General features: G+C 63.5%; 16 protein-coding genes and 1 tRNA gene. 7 read left to right on the top strand and 10 right to left on the bottom strand.

Annotated features, from left to right (window positions below):
* From ESB00_RS03945 to nuoB, 8 genes are read right to left on the bottom strand one after another with little or no spacing between them, the layout of a single operon-like run.
* Positions 1-1,260, bottom strand: a complete 1,260-nt coding sequence (locus ESB00_RS03945; RefSeq protein WP_129046427.1) for a complex I subunit 1/NuoH family protein — start codon at positions 1,258-1,260, stop codon at positions 1-3.
* On the bottom strand, positions 1,257-2,966 hold the full coding sequence (locus tag ESB00_RS03940) for an NADH-quinone oxidoreductase subunit G (RefSeq protein WP_129046426.1): 1,710 nt from the start codon (positions 2,964-2,966) through the stop codon (positions 1,257-1,259). Before ESB00_RS03940 ends, ESB00_RS03945 begins: the two co-directional genes overlap by 4 nt.
* An 11-nt stretch (positions 2,967-2,977) precedes the next feature.
* The gene (gene nuoF, locus ESB00_RS03935) at positions 2,978-4,336 is read right to left on the bottom strand and encodes an NADH-quinone oxidoreductase subunit NuoF (RefSeq protein ID WP_129046425.1); all 1,359 of its coding nucleotides are present in this window, start codon (positions 4,334-4,336) and stop codon (positions 2,978-2,980) included.
* A 34-nt stretch (positions 4,337-4,370) separates the two neighbouring features.
* Complete coding sequence (locus ESB00_RS03930) at positions 4,371-4,682, bottom strand: hypothetical protein (protein ID WP_129046424.1); 312 nt, start codon at positions 4,680-4,682, stop codon at positions 4,371-4,373.
* Positions 4,679-5,164, bottom strand: coding sequence for an NADH-quinone oxidoreductase subunit NuoE family protein (locus tag ESB00_RS03925; RefSeq protein ID WP_129046423.1), 486 nt, complete (start codon positions 5,162-5,164; stop codon positions 4,679-4,681). Before ESB00_RS03925 ends, ESB00_RS03930 begins: the two co-directional genes overlap by 4 nt.
* Positions 5,165-5,176: 12 nt before the next feature.
* Positions 5,177-6,415 carry an NADH dehydrogenase (quinone) subunit D gene (nuoD, locus tag ESB00_RS03920; protein ID WP_129046422.1) on the bottom strand — a complete coding sequence of 413 codons (1,239 nt, stop codon included), beginning with the start codon at positions 6,413-6,415 and terminating at the stop codon, positions 5,177-5,179.
* A gap of 3 nt (positions 6,416-6,418) precedes the next feature.
* The gene (locus ESB00_RS03915) at positions 6,419-7,039 is read right to left on the bottom strand and encodes an NADH-quinone oxidoreductase subunit C (protein ID WP_129046421.1); all 621 of its coding nucleotides are present in this window, start codon (positions 7,037-7,039) and stop codon (positions 6,419-6,421) included.
* A gap of 20 nt (positions 7,040-7,059) precedes the next feature.
* Positions 7,060-7,569, bottom strand: coding sequence for an NADH-quinone oxidoreductase subunit NuoB (nuoB, locus tag ESB00_RS03910; RefSeq protein ID WP_129046420.1), 510 nt, complete (start codon positions 7,567-7,569; stop codon positions 7,060-7,062).
* Between the two features lie 218 nt (positions 7,570-7,787).
* Here nuoB and ESB00_RS03905 point away from each other — a divergent pair, with 218 nt between their 5' ends.
* Both ESB00_RS03905 and ESB00_RS03900 read left to right on the top strand, forming a co-directional pair.
* Positions 7,788-10,370 carry a hypothetical protein gene (locus tag ESB00_RS03905; protein ID WP_129046419.1) on the top strand — a complete coding sequence of 861 codons (2,583 nt, stop codon included), beginning with the start codon at positions 7,788-7,790 and terminating at the stop codon, positions 10,368-10,370.
* Positions 10,371-10,446: 76 nt separating this feature from the next.
* A complete protein-coding gene (locus tag ESB00_RS03900) occupies positions 10,447-12,162 on the top strand; it encodes a peptidoglycan D,D-transpeptidase FtsI family protein (protein WP_218938675.1) in 1,716 nt (571 codons plus the stop codon).
* Between the two features lie 116 nt (positions 12,163-12,278).
* Here ESB00_RS03900 and ESB00_RS20160 read toward each other — a convergent pair whose 3' ends face one another.
* Entirely contained in the window at positions 12,279-12,428 is a 150-nt protein-coding gene (locus ESB00_RS20160) for a GIY-YIG nuclease family protein (protein ID WP_342791771.1), read from the bottom strand.
* Positions 12,429-13,091: 663 nt separating this feature from the next.
* Here ESB00_RS20160 and ESB00_RS03890 point away from each other — a divergent pair.
* From ESB00_RS03890 to ESB00_RS03865, 5 genes are all read left to right on the top strand, one after another.
* Entirely contained in the window at positions 13,092-14,147 is a 1,056-nt protein-coding gene (locus ESB00_RS03890) for a rolling circle replication-associated protein (protein WP_129046417.1), read from the top strand.
* Positions 14,148-14,448: 301 nt separating this feature from the next.
* On the top strand, positions 14,449-14,934 hold the full coding sequence (locus ESB00_RS03880; RefSeq protein WP_129046415.1) for a hypothetical protein: 486 nt from the start codon (positions 14,449-14,451) through the stop codon (positions 14,932-14,934).
* 110 nt (positions 14,935-15,044) lie between these two features.
* Entirely contained in the window at positions 15,045-15,530 is a 486-nt protein-coding gene (locus ESB00_RS03875; protein ID WP_129046414.1) for a PH domain-containing protein, read from the top strand.
* Positions 15,527-15,727: a helix-turn-helix domain-containing protein gene (locus tag ESB00_RS03870; RefSeq protein ID WP_164976015.1), complete on the top strand. Its 201-nt coding sequence runs from the start codon at positions 15,527-15,529 to the stop codon at positions 15,725-15,727. Before ESB00_RS03875 ends, ESB00_RS03870 begins: the two co-directional genes overlap by 4 nt.
* A 3-nt stretch (positions 15,728-15,730) precedes the next feature.
* The gene (locus ESB00_RS03865) at positions 15,731-16,978 is read left to right on the top strand and encodes a tyrosine-type recombinase/integrase (protein ID WP_129046412.1); all 1,248 of its coding nucleotides are present in this window, start codon (positions 15,731-15,733) and stop codon (positions 16,976-16,978) included.
* On the opposite strand, the gene ESB00_RS03860 is transcribed toward ESB00_RS03865, so the two are convergent.
* Positions 16,946-17,033: transfer RNA gene (locus ESB00_RS03860), tRNA-Ser, on the bottom strand. The two genes, ESB00_RS03865 and ESB00_RS03860, sit on opposite strands and share 33 nt — an antisense overlap.
* Positions 17,034-17,172 lie beyond the last annotated feature (139 nt).

Raw genomic sequence — 17,172 nt, 5'->3', positions numbered from 1 at the left:
TCAGAGGGCGGGTTTCTGGAGGGGGTTGGCGAAGATCGCCCAAGTGGCGGCGACCGTCACGACGGCGAGAGCGGCCCAGTAGGCCACGCCCAGCTGCAGGTCGCGGATGGCGATGGCGGCGGCGTAGAAGAGCAGGTTGCCGATGGCGAGCGGCAGGAGCTTCTGCCAGCCCATCTTCATCACCTGGTCATAACGGAAGCGCGGCACGGTCCAGCGCACCCACATGAAGACGAAGATCATGCCAAGCACCTTGCCCACGAAGATGCCGAGCGAGAGCAGGCCGACGATGATCGGATGCGTGAGCACCGGCGACACGGCGCCGAGCCACTCGACCACCAGCGAGAGCGGAATCCACGGCAGCGGGTTCCAGCCGCCCAGGAAGAGCAGGATGAACACGGCCGAGCCGATCATCATGTGCGCATACTCGGCCACGAAGAAGAGGCCCCACTTGAGCGAGCCGTATTCGGTGTGGAACCCGCCGACGAGGTCGGCTTCGCCCTCGGCCATGTCGAAGGGCAGGCGGTTGGTCTCGGCGAAGAGTGAGACGAGGAACACGATCGCCGCGACCGGCATGATAAAGATGAACCACATGCCGCCGAGGAAGCCCGGCTGGCTCTGAAACTCCACGGCCTTCGCCAGGCTTAGCGTGCCCTCGCCGCCCGGGACGTTGATCCACAGAAAGACCGGGATCACGGAGAGCGTCATCGAAAGCTCGTAGGAGATAAGCTGGGCGGAGGCGCGGACGCCGCCGAGGAAGGGATACTTCGAGTTGGAGGCCCAGCCCGCGAGGATCAGCGAGTAAACACCGAGCGAGGAAACGGCGAAGACGGCGAGCAGGCCGATGTCCACGTTGGCGAGGATGAGCGGCACGACACGGCCGGCTTCGTCCACGTAGGCGCCGAGCGGCACGGCGGTGACCGTGGTGAGCGCGGGGATCATGGCCACGACCGGGGCGAGCAGGAAGTAGAACTTGTTCACGTGACCCGGCAGCGGGTCTTCCTTGAAGAACATCTTGCCGCCGTCGGCCATGAGGTGGAACACGCCGAGGCGCTGAAGCAGGCTGATGCCCGGCACCCACGCGACCCAGAACGGCAGCGCGCGGTTCGGGCCGGGACGACCTTGCATCCAGGCGGAGACCTTGCGTTCGGCCAGCGAGCTGGCACCGCCGAGCGGGAAGATCACGCCGATGACCGCGAGGCCCTTGATGACGGCCTGCAGCACCGGATGGAGGCTGTTCCAGAGTTCGACGATCGCGCTCATGCGTTGGCGGCCGCGGGCACGGCGGCGGGTTTGAAGTGGAGCGTCTCGCCCTCGCAGAAGGGCAGGCCGGCCCACGCGGAGGCGTCGAGCAGGTGACCCGTGGCGGGCAGCGCGGCGTGACTGAGGCCGGCAAGGGCCTTGGTCTCGGCGGCAATCAGAGTCCAGAGCTGGCCGAGCGCAAAGGGCAGGATGCCACCGCCGGCGGCAGCGACCAGCTCGGCGAGCGTGACGAGGTCGTCGTTTACGCCGGTGGGACCGGGGACGGCCTTGGCGAACTTCTGCAGGCGGAACTGCTGGTTCACGAAGCTGCCGGACTTTTCGAAGACGGTGAGCGTCGGGATCACAACCTTGGCCGCATCGCTCGTGGCGTTCTTGTGCGTGCCGAGATAGATGACGGAAACCTTGGCGAGCTGCGCGGCGGTGAGGCCGGCAGCCGTGAGGTCCTCGCCGACGGAGATCACGGTCTTCACCTTGCCGGCGTCGATGTCGGCTGCGAGGCCCGCGAGCTTTTGCGACGGAAGCGCCGATATGAGGCCGGTGACGAGCGCGCCGCGGACATTCGGGTTGCGGTCGGAAGAGATGAGGAGGCGGTCGCCCTGCCCCACCCGGCTGACCAGCGAAGCGGAAACCTTGAGCGCATCGGCGAGCTTCTTCGTGAGGAACTGTTCCTCAACGCTGCTGCGGCCGGAACCGACGACGGCGACGGAGCCGGCCTTGAGCAGGTCGGCGGCGGCCTTGAGGGCCATGTCGCCGCCGGTGCTATCGCCGTTGATGCTCGGGGCGGTCAGGCGGTCGTCAGCCTTCACCTGCTTGTAGAGCATGCGCCCGGAATCGGCGAGCCAGGTGTCGTTGACGGCGTCGTTGCGACGCGGGGTGATGCGGTAGAGCACGCCCTCTCGGCTCCAGACCTCGGTGTTCACGCCGACGGAGGACTCGGTGTCGATGCTCGGCGTCTGCTTGAGGAACCACACGCGCATCTTGAAGCGGAAGTCGGTCGAGGTGAGCGCGCCCACGGGGCAGATGTCCACCGTGTTGAGCGAGTAATTGTTCTCGAGCTGCTTGCCCGGGTAGCAGGTCAGCGTGCTGTAGCTGCCGCGGTCGATGAAGCCGAGCACGTCGTCCTTCGCGATTTCCTTGGAGAATCGGATGCAGCGCGAGCAGAGGATGCAGCGCTCGTCGTCCAGTGTGACGCGCGGTCCGAGCTGGGTGCGCTTCGGCTTCACGTTCTTCTGCTCGATGAAGCGCGAGTAGCCCCGGCCGTAGGCGGTGGAGTGCTCCTGCAGCTTGCACTCGCCGGCCTGGTCGCAGATCGGGCAGTCGAGCGGGTGGTTGATGAGCAGCATCTCCGTCACGCCCTCACGGCAGTCCTTCACCATCGGCGAATTCGTGCGGATGTGGAGGCCGGGCGAGGCGTTGGTGCCGCAGCCAATTTGCGGGCGCGGGATCCAGTTGATCTTCTGCTTGCCCGTGGCCGGGTCCATGACCGGCGCCTTGGTGGCGGGATCGACGGCCGGCATGCCCATTTCGATGAGGCACATGCGGCAGTTGCCCACGATCGAGAGCTTCGGGTGGTAGCAGTAGTGCGGGATCTCGACGCCGACGAGCTTGGCGGCCTCGATCACGTTCGTGCCCTTCGGCACGGCGATGTCCTTGCCGTCAATGTTGACGGTCACGAGGTCGGCGGGTTTGGCAGCGGGGGCGGACATTGCGGGAAAAATCAGATGAGCGGCGTCTCGGCGGGGGCCTTGGTTTTCTTGGCGTCGGCGTAGCCCTTGAACTCGTCGCCGAACTTGGCGAGGAAGCTCTGGGTCGGCCACGAGCAGGCCTCGCCGAAGGCGCAGATGGTGCGACCGGGAATCTGGTCGGCCACGGCCTTGAGCAGAGCGGCGTCCTCGGTGCGGGCGTCGCCGTGGACCATGCGCGTGGTGATCTTCTTCATCCACAGCGAGCCCTCGCGGCACGGCGTGCACTGGCCGCAGCTCTCGTGCTGGTAGAAGGCGTTGATGTTGGCGAGGGCCTCGACCATGTTGACGGAGTCGTCCATCACGATGACGCCGCCGGAACCGCCCATCGTGCCGATCATGCCGAGCGAATCGAAGTCCATCGGGACGTCCTCGACGCCCCAGTCGTAGTCCACCATGTCCGCGCCGACCTTGCGCTTGCCCTTGAAGCGCTCGCCGAAGCGGAGGATCTTGGCGGACGAACCGCCGGGGATGACAGCCTTGAACGTGCGGCCTGGCAGCGGACCGCCGCAGACCTCGTTGAGCAGCTGGCCCATCGTGATCTTGCCGGCCTCGAACTCGTAGTAACCCGGACGCTGGACGTGACCGGAAACGCAGAAGATGCGCGTGCCGGTGTTGTTCGGCGTGCCAATCTTGGCGTAGGCCTCGCCGCCCATGTCGGCGATGTGCTTCACGTGGCAGAGCGTCTCGACGTTGTTCACGATCGTCGGGCACTGGTAGAGGCCGAGAACCGCGGGGAAATACGGGGGCTTGATGCGCGGGTTGGCGCGCTTGCCCTCGAGCGACTCGATGAGGCCGGTTTCCTCGCCGCAGATGTAGGCGCCGGCGCCGCGGTGGACGAAAATATCGCAGCTGTAGTTCGTCCCGAGAATATTCTTGCCGACGAGATTGGCGTCGCGCGCCTCCTGGATGGCCTGCTCGAGGATGCGGGCGCCATGGGGCATTTCGCCGCGGATGTAGATGTAGGCCTGCTTCACGTTGTTCGCGAAGCAGGAGATCATCGTGCCCTCGATCAGCTGGTGCGGGTCCTGGTGGATGATGTAGCGGTCCTTGAACGTGCCCGGCTCGGACTCGTCGGCGTTGACGATGAGGTAGATCGGCTTGCCGCTCTTCCGGTCCACGAGGGTCCACTTGACGCCGCAGGGAAAGCCGGCGCCGCCGCGGCCGCGCAGGCCGGACTTCTTGACCTCGTCGATCAGCTCCTCGGGCTTGCGCGCGAACGCCTTCTTCATGACCTCGTAGCCGCCATGCTTGAGGTAGCAGGCGAGGTCCTTGGTGTAGCCGGGCTCGTCGATGTGAGCGAAGATCAGGCGGCGTTGGGCGGGGGCGGGCATTGCGGAGTGAAAGTGAGAGTGAAAAAAGAGGGGGTTACTTGTCCTCGGCGATGAACTCGATGCCGCCGGTCCAGCGGGCGGCGAAGTTGTAAACCATGGCGAGGAGCACGCCGACCACGAAGCCGCCGACGGCGTGGATGAAGGGCATGAACAGCGCACCGGCGCCGGCGAACAGCCACGGGATGCCGAGGAGCTTGGGCGCGTAGTTGAGGTCGGCCGCAGTGGCGGCGGCGCCGAGCGTGATCAGGAGCACGGGCGCCACGATCATGCCGATGAAGCCGTTGATCAGCCCCAGCACGAGGCCGAAGCGGATGGGCGGAACCTGCATGATGCGGACCTTCTTCATTTCTTCACAGCCTCCTGGCGGATCTGTTCGCTGAGCGCCTTCACCTTGGCGGCGTCCACCTTCTCGTGCAGGTCGTCGTCGATCATCACGACCGGGCCGGTGCCGCAGCTGGCGAGGCACTCGACGAATTCGATGGTGACCTCGCCGTCGGCCGAAATCTCGCCCCGGTGGCAGCCGAATTCCTTTTCAAACTGCTCGCACACCTTGTAGCCGCCGGTGAGGGCGCAGGAGAGCGTGCGGCAGACCTTGATGTGGCGGCGGCCGATCGGCTTCTGCCGGAACATCGGGTAGAAGGTCACGACCTCATAAACGTTGATCGGCGGCAGCTCGAGCTTGGCCGCGATCCATTCGATGGCCTCCTTGGAGATCCAGCCCGCGTCCTCCTGCACGAGATGCAGGAGCGGCAGCGTGGCGCTGCGCTTCACCGGGTAATGGGTGATCACTTCGTCGATCTTCTTGAGCGTTTCGGGTTTCAGGTTCATCGACGGCGGAAATCAGCGGTCGCACTCGCCCATGACGAAGTCGAGCGAGCCGAGGATGGAGACGACGTCGGACACGAGGTTGCCGACGCACATCTTGGGCAGGATGGAGAGATTGCAGAACGAGGGGCTGCGGATCTTCATGCGCCACGGCACGCCGCCTCCCTTGCTGACAATGTAGAAGCCGAGCAGGCCCTTCGGCGCCTCGCCCTCGAAATACACCTCGCCGGCCGGCATCTGCGGGCCCTCGGTCACGATCATGAAGTTGTTGATGAGTTCCTCCATCGAGGTGAGGATCTTGTCCTTGGGCGGAGCGAAGATCTTGCGCGCGTCCTTCGCATACCAGTCGCCGCCGGGGAATTTGGCGATGCACTGCTGGATGATGCGGATGGACTGCTTCATCTCCTCACCGCGGCAGAGGTAGCGGTCGTAGCAGTCGCCCTTCGACCCGATCGGCACGTCGAACTGGTATTGGTCGTAGCCCCAGTAGGGCCGGTCCTTGCGCAGGTCGTTCGGCACGCCGGAACCGCGGAGGTTCGGACCGCTCAGGCCGTAGCTGATGGCGTCGGCCTTGGAGATGACGCCGATGTCCACGGTGCGATCGAGAAAGATCTTGTTGCGCGAAAGCATGCCCAGCACCTCTTCGAGGATCGGGAGGAACTGCTTGCAGAACGCGTCCACCTCCTCGAGCCAGCCCGGGGGCAGGTCGCGCGACACGCCGCCGATGCGGCTGTAGCTGGTGGTGAAGCGCGCGCCGGTGAGCTTCTCGAACAGCTTGTAGAGCTTCTCGCGCTCCTCGAAGGTATACATGAACACCGTCCAGGCGCCGACATCGATGCCGTAGGCCCCGAGGCCCATGAGATGGGCGGAGACGCGGGCCATTTCGGATGTGATGACGCGGATGGCGTTGACGCGGTCGGGCACCTTAAGGCCGGCGAGCTGCTCGACGGCGTGGGCGTAGATGGCGTTGTTGGCGAGTGGGGCCAGGTAGTCCAACCGGTCCGTGTAGGGCACGAACTGGTTATAGGTCATGTTCTCGGCGATCTTCTCGTCGCCGCGGTGCAGATAGCCGACGATAGGGTCGGCCTTGGTCACTGTCTCGCCATCGAGCTCGAACTGCACGCGCAGCACGCCGTGGGTGGACGGGTGCGACGGGCCCATCGAGAGGGACATTTTCTCGGGCTCGAACTCCTTGGGAAGGTTCGCGTTCGCGGCCTTGGCGGCGGCATCGGGAAAGGAAAAGTCGGTGGCCATCGGTTATTCGGGCTTTTCGTTCTTCTCGTTCCACGCCTCGTCCTTGGCGCGGGGCTCGGCCTCGCCCATGGGTTCGCCGGGGGTGGCGACAAAGGGACCGCCGGCCATCGGGGCGGAAATGACGCCTTCCTTGAGTTCGGCGGCGATTTCAGGATCGGAAATTTCGGTCGGCAGGCCGGCGAGAGGGAACTCCTTGCGCAACGGGTGATACGGGTAGCCGTCCCACATGAGAATGCGGCGGAGGTCGGGATGGCCGGTAAACTTGATCCCCATCAAATCGTAGGTCTCGCGCTCGTGCCAGTTGGCGCCGGCCCAGAGGCCCGAGGCCGAAGGCATGGCCGGCTCGGTGTCGCTCGCACAGCTGGAGGCGACGCGCACGTAGCAGTGTTTGGCGCCCGAGTAGAGATGCCAGACGACCGTGAAGCGCGGCGATTGCTCGGCGCTCCAATCCACAGCGGTCACATCCATCAGGAAATCGTAACCCTGGGAGTCACGCAGCCACTGGAGCAGCGCGATAGCCTCGGTCGCGGGAATGTTGAAGGCCGGGCAATCCGCGCTCGCGCGAGGCGTGGCCGAGGGAAACTGGCTGGAAACGGCGGTCGCGATCTCGACGTCGGTGGTCATGCGCAGGGGCGTCGGGTGGCTCAGGCGCTGAGCAGTTTGGAGAGCGAACGCTCTTTCTTCACCTTCTCCTGCAGCTTCTGCAGGGCGTCGAGCAAGGCTTCGGGGCGCGGCGGGCAACCGCTGACATAGACGTCCACCGGCACGATGCGGTCCACGCCCTGCAGGGTCGCATAGCTGCGATACATGCCGCCCGAGCTGGCGCAGGCGCCCATCGCGATGACCCATTTCGGCGCGGCCATCTGATCGTAGATGCGGCGGACGATCGGAGCCATCTTGTAGGTGACGGTGCCGGCCACGATCATGCAGTCAGCCTGACGCGGGGAGAATCGCATGACCTCGGCGCCGAAGCGCGCGATGTCGTAACGGCTCGAAGCGGCGGCCATCAGCTCGATCGCGCAGCAGGCCAGGCCCATCGGCATGGGCCACATGGAGTTGTTGCGCAGCCAGTTGATCGCGGCATCCGCCTTGGTGACGAACAATTCACCCTCGATCTTGCTGTTGTAAGTTAGCTCCGGTGCGTCGGTGGCCATGTGGTAAAAAATGCAACGCACCCTACCACCCCACCCACCCCCGGCAAGGAGGATTTGTTTGCCCCGCGTGTATTAGTTCTGGACGAGCGCGGGAGAAATATTTCTGCCATCGCATGATCCGCCAAACGCGCCCGAAACTTGCAGCGCGAACCGCCGGACTCATGCTCGTCCCCATGATTCGCCACCCCTTTCGAGCAATCCGTGACGCAATCCGCCTCATGGCCTTCGGGCTTTTCGCCGCAGTTTTGCAAGCCCAGGCCCCCGACACCGCCGATGCACCGGTCAACTATGACGCGGATTCCCAAGCGCTGATCCTCGCCCGGCGTTATCTCGAGGGTGGCGATGGCTCGCGGGCCGCGCTGCTGGAGGCACTACAGCACATGGGCTGGGGCGTGCGTAACGCCCAGGGCGCCGTGCTCAAGGCCCCGCCCGCCGGCTCGGACACCGGCCTGGCCATGCGCGACTACGAACTGGAGGAACTGCTCTGGAACCCGGCGGAACAGCCCACCATCCGTTTCATTTCCTTTGCGCAGGCCATCGCCGTGCCGTTTGAGGACGCCGATCCCGAGGAACTCGCGCAGGATCTCGTGGACACGCTGCGTAGGAGCGCCGACAGCACCCAGCCGCAGCAACGCTTTTGGAGCCGCTTCATCATCGCACTCGGCCGGGTCAGCGCCGCCAACTACGACCTCGGCATGCCGGCCCCGGCGGCCATCATCCCCCCCAACCCGGCGCAGTTGAAAAGCCTTGAGAAGGAGGCGCTCACCAATCCCTTTGCACTGCTCAAGGCCGCCCAGCCCACCCCGGTCTGGGCCGACGACGATCCCGTGCTCGCGCCTTCGCCGCGTCCCTCTCGCCGCGAAGACGATGCCCGGCCCGATGCGACCGAACGCGACGAGCAGCGGATGAATGAAATCTCCGAGGAGCTGCAAAAGCTGCTGCAAGACCATGGCAGTCCCGACGCGGCCCGCCAGAAGGCCGCCCAGGAAAAGATGGCCAAGCTCACCGCCGAGATGTCCGCCATCTCCACGCGCCAACAGGCCGCGGCCATGCGGCAAATGAACTCAGCCATGCAGCAACTGAAGGCCATGCAGGAAGACGGAACGGATGAAGAAAAATCCGAAGACGAGGAAACGGCCGAGGGCGACGAAGGCCCCCGCTTCCTGGCCGAGTGGCGCGATCAGCCGCTTTCATTGTTACAGGTCGCATTGATCAGCCGCGTGTTCGCTGCTGACGTTCGGCAAGCCGCCCTGCGCGACGCCAGGCCGACCGGCCAAGCAACGCTGGCCTGGCCGCGGCTGCCGCTTGCCGCGATCGGTCTGGCGCAGGCGGGCGGACCGCCGACGTCGTTCAGCGGGCAGTTTTCCGGCGCCGCCGGCGACCTCTGGGCCACGGGCTGGGGTGCCTACACCGGCGAGGTGCTCGAGCACCACCTCCCGAACAACAAATTCAGCAAAGGTGTGGGCATCGCGAACACCATCATCGCGTGGTTCAAGACCATCATGACCGTCGCGCGGCAGAAAATCACCATCGAGGTCGAAAACGCCCCGCTCGTGCGCACGAAGACGCGCTCCCCCGGCGAGCAGCGCACCGCCCGCGCCAAGGTCGAGATCGATTTCCCCAAGAGCGACGTGCTCAAGGCCATCCGTGCCGCCGGCAATCTCACCACCCTCGACCTCCAGATGCCCGACGGCGGCCCGGTGGGCGGCGCCAAGGTCGTGTGGCGCCTGCCCGAAGGCAGCTACAACGGAAAATACCAGACCGCCAACGGCGGCTCGCAATACCGGCCCGACCTCGCCGTCGTGCAGTTCGCCCAGGCCGGCGGTCCCGCCGCCTACATCTCCTACACCAACGACGCGGGCGAAGCCACCATCACGATCGAGGGCGTGCCACAGCGCCGCCTGCTCCCGCCGACCGTGCGCCCCTACCCGCGCCGCGCGGCCGTCGCCGTCGAAGTCACCATCAAGGTCGGCAACCTCACGCAGGATCTCAACGACGCCATCAACACCGCCATGGGCGGGCCGATCAGCGGTGGCCTGAGCTTCATCGCGGACATGGTGCTCCGGACGTCGTTCTTTTTCCAGAAGAGCAAGGCCTTCGAGGTCACCGACTGGAAGGAGCCGGCCTGGGAGGGCCAGTTCGAGATCACCGTGAAGGGTTCGGGCTCAAAACGCGAAAAGGGCGAGAAGGGCGGTCCCGACCGGGACAACTCCTGGTCCATGGACCGCTACATGGAGGGCCGACTCCACACGCCTGATTGGGAGGAGGAAAACGAGGAGGCAAAGGAATACACCACCGATGGCCGGCACAAACTCGAGGTGGACGGCGATTCGCGCTATTTCCGCCTCAACGACTCCTCCAGTTCGAAAACCCGCGACAGCCACAACCGCTACGAGGCCATCGGCCCGATGCAGATCCAGCCTCCGGGCCGCAACCAGCTCGAGCTCCACTCGCGTGCCGAACCCAGCGGCAGCGCCGAATTGGTGTTCAACGGCGGCATGATGCAGCTCGACCTGCGCCCGTTCTTCGGCGCGGAGTGCATCGTCGGCCGCTCCGAGCAAGGCCGCGGTCGCAACTGGAGCAAGGCCGGCCCGGAATACCTGAGCCTGCTCGGCGGCGTATACCCCGAACATTTCACCATCATCGAACCCAACGACGGCAGCAGCGAGGTCATCGAAGGCACCAAGACCTTCGACTACTACAATGGCAGCCTGCCCTATGTGTCGAATTTCGACGTGGTCGTCACGGTGAAGTATCAGCTGTGGAAGAATGGCCCGCCGCCTAAAAACAAACGGCGGTGAACCGCGCCCCGGGGAGGACGGAAGTCCGCCAGTCCCACCCCGGCGTCTCCGGATCCTTCTCGGCGTGTTCGGCGTGATGCTCGTCGTGCTGGTCGCCGGTCTCGGTTATCAGCAACTATTCCGCTCAAGCGAACACGCTGCGCGCGAGCAACGCCAGACCCAGCGCCGTCTGGTCCTGCCCGCATCGCGTGGCGTCATCTACGACCGCGACCAGCGCGTGCTCGCCGTTAACCGCCCGCGCACGGACGCGGTGATCAACCTCTCGGAACTGCGCACCGGGGCCGCCACCGCCCAGAGCCGTCTCGCCGTCATCCAGCGTCACCTCGACCGGGTGAACGCGCTCAACGGACGGCAGGACCCCGTGGATGCTTCACGCCTCGAACGCGCCTATGCCCATGACCGAACGACACCCTTCGTGCTGGCCCGTGACTTGAGCAATGCGGAAGCCGACAAACTGTCGATGGGGCTGGCCGCAGCCGATCCCGTGCGTTTGCAGCACATCGACCAACGTTGGTATCCACAGGGGGCGACAGCCGCACACCTTCTCGGACGGGTCCGCCGCACGCTTTCTTCGGGAGAAGAGGTGCGCGGTCTTGGCGGAATCGAGCAGCAGCACGAAACCCTGTTGAGCGGTCAGCCCGGCGAGGCGATTGTGCAGGTGGACGCCTGGGGATTTGCGGTCGGTCCCGCCACGACAACGCGGGAGCCGGTGGCCGGTGTCGATGTCACGCTGAGTCTCGACCTCGATTTGCAACTCGTCACCGAACGCGCACTGGCCGAATCACCCGCCTTGCGTGGATCAGTTGCCGTCATCGCCGTGGAAACCGGCGAAGTCCTCGCGCTCTCCAGCAAGCCTGGCTACGATCTCAACGTGGTTTCTCCCACGATGACCACCGCGGTGAAGCAGCACATCGACGCGGAGGGCGGCTGGTTCAACCACGCGACTCAGGGCCTCTACCCGCCCGGTTCGGTGTTCAAGATTTTCACCGCTCTCGCCGGCCTGCGGGGCAATACCCTGCAACCCGACACCGCGCTGCCCTGTCCCGGCTACCTTGAACTCGGTGGCCGACGCCTGCCCTGCCACAATCCCGGGGGCCACGGTTCCATTCGCCTGCGCGACGCGCTCGCGCACAGCTGCAATGTCTTCGCCTACCAAGCCGGACTCGCCGCTGGGGCCGACGCGCTCGCGGCCGAAGCCCGGCGATTTCACCTCGGCGAACCCACCGGCCTCGATTTACCGGCTGAAGCCTCGCGTATGCTCGTGCCCGATCCCTTGTGGAAGGAACAGGCCGGGCACGGCCCGTGGATGCCCGGCGACACCGCCAACCTCGCCATCGGTCAGGGGTTCCTCCGCTGTTCGCCGCTGCAACTCGCCTGCGCCGTGGCCTCGCTCGCCCGCCGTGAAACGCTCACCGTGCCAACCTTGCTGCGCTCACCCGGAAGAAAACCCTCCGGCGACCGGCCGGCTGAACCGCTCGGCCTGACCGACGCCGACTACGCCGCCCTTCTCGCCGGCCTGCGTGCCGTGGTGGAAAGCGGCATCGGCCGCGACGCCCAGGTGCCCGGCATCAGCATCGCCGGCAAGACCGGCACCGCGCAGGTGACGCGTCCGGCTGGCACTTTCAACATCGCCTGGTTCGTCGCCTTCGCCCCCATCGAGAAGCCACAGATCGCCCTCGCCGTCGCCCTGGAAGGCGCCCGCCCCAACGAAGAATTCGCCGGCGCCGCCCACGCGGCCCCGGTCGTGCGAGAAATCATCGGTGCCTATTTCGACAAACTGCCCGTGCGCTGATGAGCTCGGTTTCAAAGATTAACCGGCCTGAGCCGTTTCCGAGCAAAGGCGTGTCCGGAGCCGGACTTTAGGTATCGCTCAAAAGCAAGAGCCTGCTGCTTGGAGCTAAACGCCAACTATGTCGCGAGTCTCCACGGTCGGTATCGGGCGGTGTTAGGAAGTTTTCCCTCGTTATGGTCGTTCAGACGCCGGCGCAGGTCGGAACTGAACCCGACATAGCGTTGCCCGCGATGGGCGATGCGTTCCAAGCGGTAAACGTAATACATGACTTGCCTCCTCAGCTGAAAACATGGCCCTGCTTCCCCAAAGCTGCATGGATAGGATTGTCCGCCATACCGACGGGCACAACGGCGGAATACAGAAGCTCGTCCCCTCCGCCGCTAAAGCTTCGGAGCGCATCCTTCGCCGCGCACCCGCTCCCTGATAGGGCAGAATGGCCGTCATCGAAAGGTGGCCGTGCCATCCGAACCCCAAAGAGCGAAGGATGGCGGAGAGGGGGGATTCGAACCCCCGAAAGGGTAGTTCTGAACCGATTGACGGTGAAATAGCTGGGGGAAATGCCGAAAACGCATCTTCCCTTATAGCTTCCCAAATTTCTGGGAAGATGAGTCCAGAACTGACCAAACTTGCCCGCACTTGGGCAACGCTACCCGACGCAATCCGCACGGCGATCATGACGCTCGTCCGTGCCGCGAAAGGTAGCGATGCCGGACGAAGCACCGAATAAACCGGGGGCTGGGGTGGAATCCACCCCAGTAAGCCAGGACACGGAAGTGCCCGGCGTAGCCCTCGCCAGTTTCTCCGACCGGAAGCCGGTCGGGTGGGATGCGCCGTTCGCGGGCTCCCAGCCTGTTGCGGCTCCGCCCAGCCCCACCCCGTCAACAGCCCCAAGGACTCCCGAACAACGGGAAACCGCCCGCAACCGCTGGATGTCGGCGCTGACGGAATCCGTTGAACGTCCGCCAACGGAAAGGGCCGAGCTGGCTGCCGGATGCGGGCGCGAAGCGCCCGCGCCGGCGCCAGCCGGCCTTCCTTGTCAGAATAGTAACAATTCCGACAAACCCCGCTACAAACTGAAGCCGGTCCCGCATCAACCGGGCATCTATCGGGACAACTCCGGCAAGCAGCTCTGGGACGAGCGGGACGAGGACACCCTCTATCGCTGGGGCGTGCCAACCGGGGCGGAAGCCCGATCCGCATTCCATCTTCGTCTCAATGTCGCCGCCTTCATTCAGCACTGGGGCCGCAATCACTGCCTTTTCTTCACCGTCACCGACGAGGCCAACCTGCATCCCACCCAATTCGCCCGCCGTTGGAACAGCTACCTCCGCCGCAACGGTGCGTGGATACTCAGCTTTATCCGCGTCCTGGAACCACAGAAACGGGGCAACCCGCATTATCATCTCCTCGTTGCCGTCGAGTGGGACACCCGGCCCGATGCATTCGACTGGCCTGCCTTCGACTTGTGCCAACGCGAACGGCGCATGTCCGGGACAACGGGTCATTTTCGTGAGCTTCGACTGCGCTACCGGAATTCAGCCGCGCCCGGACTCGTCGCCATGTGGTCCCTGCTCCGAAAGGTGCTCCCTCGCTACGGCCTCGGGCGGGCGGAACTGCTCCCCATCCGCAAGGGCAAGGAGGCCATTTCGGAGTATATCGGTAAATACCTCGAAGCCGGGTTGGTCATCAAGAAGCACTCATGGAAAGGCTGCCGGAGAGTGGAATTCGACCGGCGAAACAAAATTCACTGGCTCGCCTGCACTCGCGTTTTTGCGTGGCATTCGCCCGGTATGACTGAATGGCGGCAGCGGGTTGCGGCAATTGCCGCCGTAATCGGGGCAGTGGATATGCCCGGCATCACTCGCATTCTAGGGCGGAGTTGGGCCTATCGCCTGCGTGATTGTATCGTCAATTCATCCGCCGAGGAATTCACAGCCCTGCTTCAAGTGCTAGGGATGCGGGCGATTCCTCGAATTCCTCACTAGCCAACGACGCAGGCGTTCGCAAACCGCCGTCAGACTGAATCGAGGAACATGGTCGATCATCTTACCGTTTTGCCGCACCGTGAAACCAATGCCCATAACGTCCGGTATCAGTTCAACCTTGAGCACCTTTCCTGCCGCGTTATCTTTTATGGAGATTCGAAATCGCGCTTTTCTACGGGCCATAGGGAAGCGAAAATGCTGCACCGTGATTTCCACAAGAATATTGCCCGTAGCCAAATCGGCGTTTCGCTCGTGAAATGCCGAATGCAATATACAACGTCCGGCAAAACAAAACACGCCCATGAGAAACGAACGCATCATTTGCGGTCTGATTTTCCTTTGCTGCCTCCCGCTGGAGGCCCTGTGCGCATACCTCGCTTTCGAGACGATCGGAGAGATTGTCTCTCTGCTATACTTCATTGCGGCAGCGCTTAACCTTCCGCTGGCCGTCCTCGCTTGGAAGAAGCCGCTAATTGGAGCCATTGCGTGCATTGTGCTAGCGGCAGCCATCGTCCCTTATCAACTGGTGCTGGCGAAGCGCTTGGTAGATGTGCAGGCGGAAGCCACGCGAATCGTCGCGTTTGCTTATAGCACTAAAGGTGACACAGGTAGCTTCCCGTCAGACCTCAGAAGCTATTCGTTCGCGAATCCAAGCGTCGCTAGGTTTTTCCAGAAGTATACTCGATTTCGGAACAGCGATGGATTTCAGCTTGTCTATCGCATCGGCACGGTAAGCACCTCACACTGGTATTCGACCGAAGGCGGCTGGGGCTACGCTCCCGACTAACCAATGAAGAAGCCGGCACTGACAACTCCGGGGCTGCGCCCCTCCGTGTCTGACCTTTAATGCCCAAAAGATTTAGTTGACATAACGTTAACCGCTCATTGGTTGATGTAATGTCAACTAACTTCCCCTACCTCGTCGTTCCGGAAGAGCTGCACAGGGTTTTTGGATCACCGGTCCCCGGCACTCGCATCTACCAGAAAGAAGGACCTCAAGAAGAGACCAGCTACTGGTCCGATGCCGTGTTCAAGGTAGCCGGACAATGCGTGTCGCCGGGCGGCGTCTCCATGTATGCGCCTGTTTCCCGTGCCGCTGTCCATAAGCGACTGAAAGAGGGAAAACTGACCGGGTTCTTTTTCACGATTACCCACCGCAAACGAAATCTGTTCGGCCTCGACCTTAGAACTCGGGAGCTAGCTCTGGGTTATATCCCGGTGAGCGAATGCAAGGCGTGGAAGGCTGAAATCGAACAGCGCGCCATCGAAAAGGGCGCGGTGACTCGGGCTGAGCTAGAGGGCGACCAGCCAGATTGGCACGGCGGTTTTCTCCGATGGGGCTCACGCTGGGCAAAAGAACAAGCAGAGAGGGCAAAGAAATGAATACCCCTGCCTCACTTCCCAACGGTGACGAATTCCTGCTCCTGCCGGAAATCGCCCCCGTGCTGCGCTGCTCGGTAAAGACCGTCCGCCGTCTGATTCAAGACGGCAAGCTCAAGTCCGTCAAAATCCGCGGACGTGTCTTCGTGCTCAAAAGCGCGTTTCACGACTACTTCCACCGAATCAAGAAGACCCGCTAGACCATGCACCGTCGCATATTCAAACAGAGCGGAAGCCGTGTCTATCGCCTGCGCTACCGCATCGGTGACAACCCGAGGCTTTACGATGTGCCCTTGCACACCGGCAATCTTGAGGTCGCTGAAGCGATGGCAGATGAAATCATCGCCGATGCCGAAAAGGCGGCCTTGGGCATCGGTATTCCTCGCCCTTTGCGCGATGCGCAGCGCCGCCCCATCTCCGACCATCTGGCCGACCATATCGCGTATTTGGAGGGCCGCGGACGCTCCAAATCCCATGTTCTGCACGCCCGGGTCAGATTGCAGCGGCTTTTCGCTGACTGCCGGTGGCAATACCTGAGCGACGCAACCGCCGACCGGTTTCTTTCATGGCGGGCCGAAACCGACGAGCTGTCCCAGAAGACCCGCAACGAATACCTGGCTCACGCCAACGCCTTCTTCAATTGGCTGCTCAAGCAGGACCGCATTCTGACCAATCCACTCCGCAGCGTCTTCAAAATGGAAACGCGCGGCAATGAGACCTTCCAGCGTCGGGCACTTTCGTTTCCCGAGGTCGGGCGGCTGATTACCGAAAGCAAGCGGCGCGGCTTTCTCTACCTCGTGGCGATTGGCACCGGGCTGCGCCGGAATGAACTCAAGCAGTTACTCTGGTCAGACCTCGTTTTAGAGGGGTCACGGCCCGTGGTCAGGCTGCGGGCCGAAACCACCAAGGCCCGACGCGCCGACGAAGTGCCGATCATGCCTGTCCTCGCGGAATCGCTGCTGGCGGCCAAGAAGAAGGCCAGCAACCCGGCGGGCTTGGTTTTCCCCCGTGGCATTGTCCGACCCAAGACATTGGCCAAGGATTTGCAGGCCTGTGGCATCAACGTTGAGGACGCCCAAGGCAGCCGCGTGGACTTCCATGCGCTGCGACACACCTATGCAACGCTGATGGCTGACGCTGGCGTTTCGGAGCTAGCACGCGTGAAGCTCGCGCGGCACCGCACATGGAAACTGACGGACCGTTACACGGACACGCAGCGCCTGCCACTGCATGCCGAGATGGAAAAATTCGGGAAGGCGCTAGCTTCCTCTATAGCTTCCCAAAAATCAGGCAAAACGTGTCCAAATGAGGGAAACGTTGTCCAAGTTGTTTCCGAAATCTCGTGCGCGTCGAATGGCGTAACCGACGGCAGCGAAACGTTTTTAGTCGGCGCGGTCGCTGATTCCACAAGCGACCCGTGGCGGAGAGGGGGGGATTCGAACCCCCGGTAAGTTGCCCTACGTCCGCTTTCCAAGCGGGTGCCTTAAACCACTCAGCCACCTCTCCGTGACAGGGGAAGGTCGAATAAGGGTGCTCCCATTTCCCGGGTCAACGGAAATTCCTGCCCGCTGTCTGCCCCGCCGGATAACCCACTGTGCCCCAATCACAGGTTGCCAAAAGCCCGACCCGGCGTAGCCTCTGTCCC

Source organism: Oleiharenicola lentus (genome assembly GCF_004118375.1).
Taxonomy (GTDB): Bacteria; Verrucomicrobiota; Verrucomicrobiia; order Opitutales; family Opitutaceae; genus Lacunisphaera; species Lacunisphaera lenta.
Note: the sequence above shows the minus strand (reverse complement) of the source record. Positions and strands in the feature narration are given on the sequence as shown.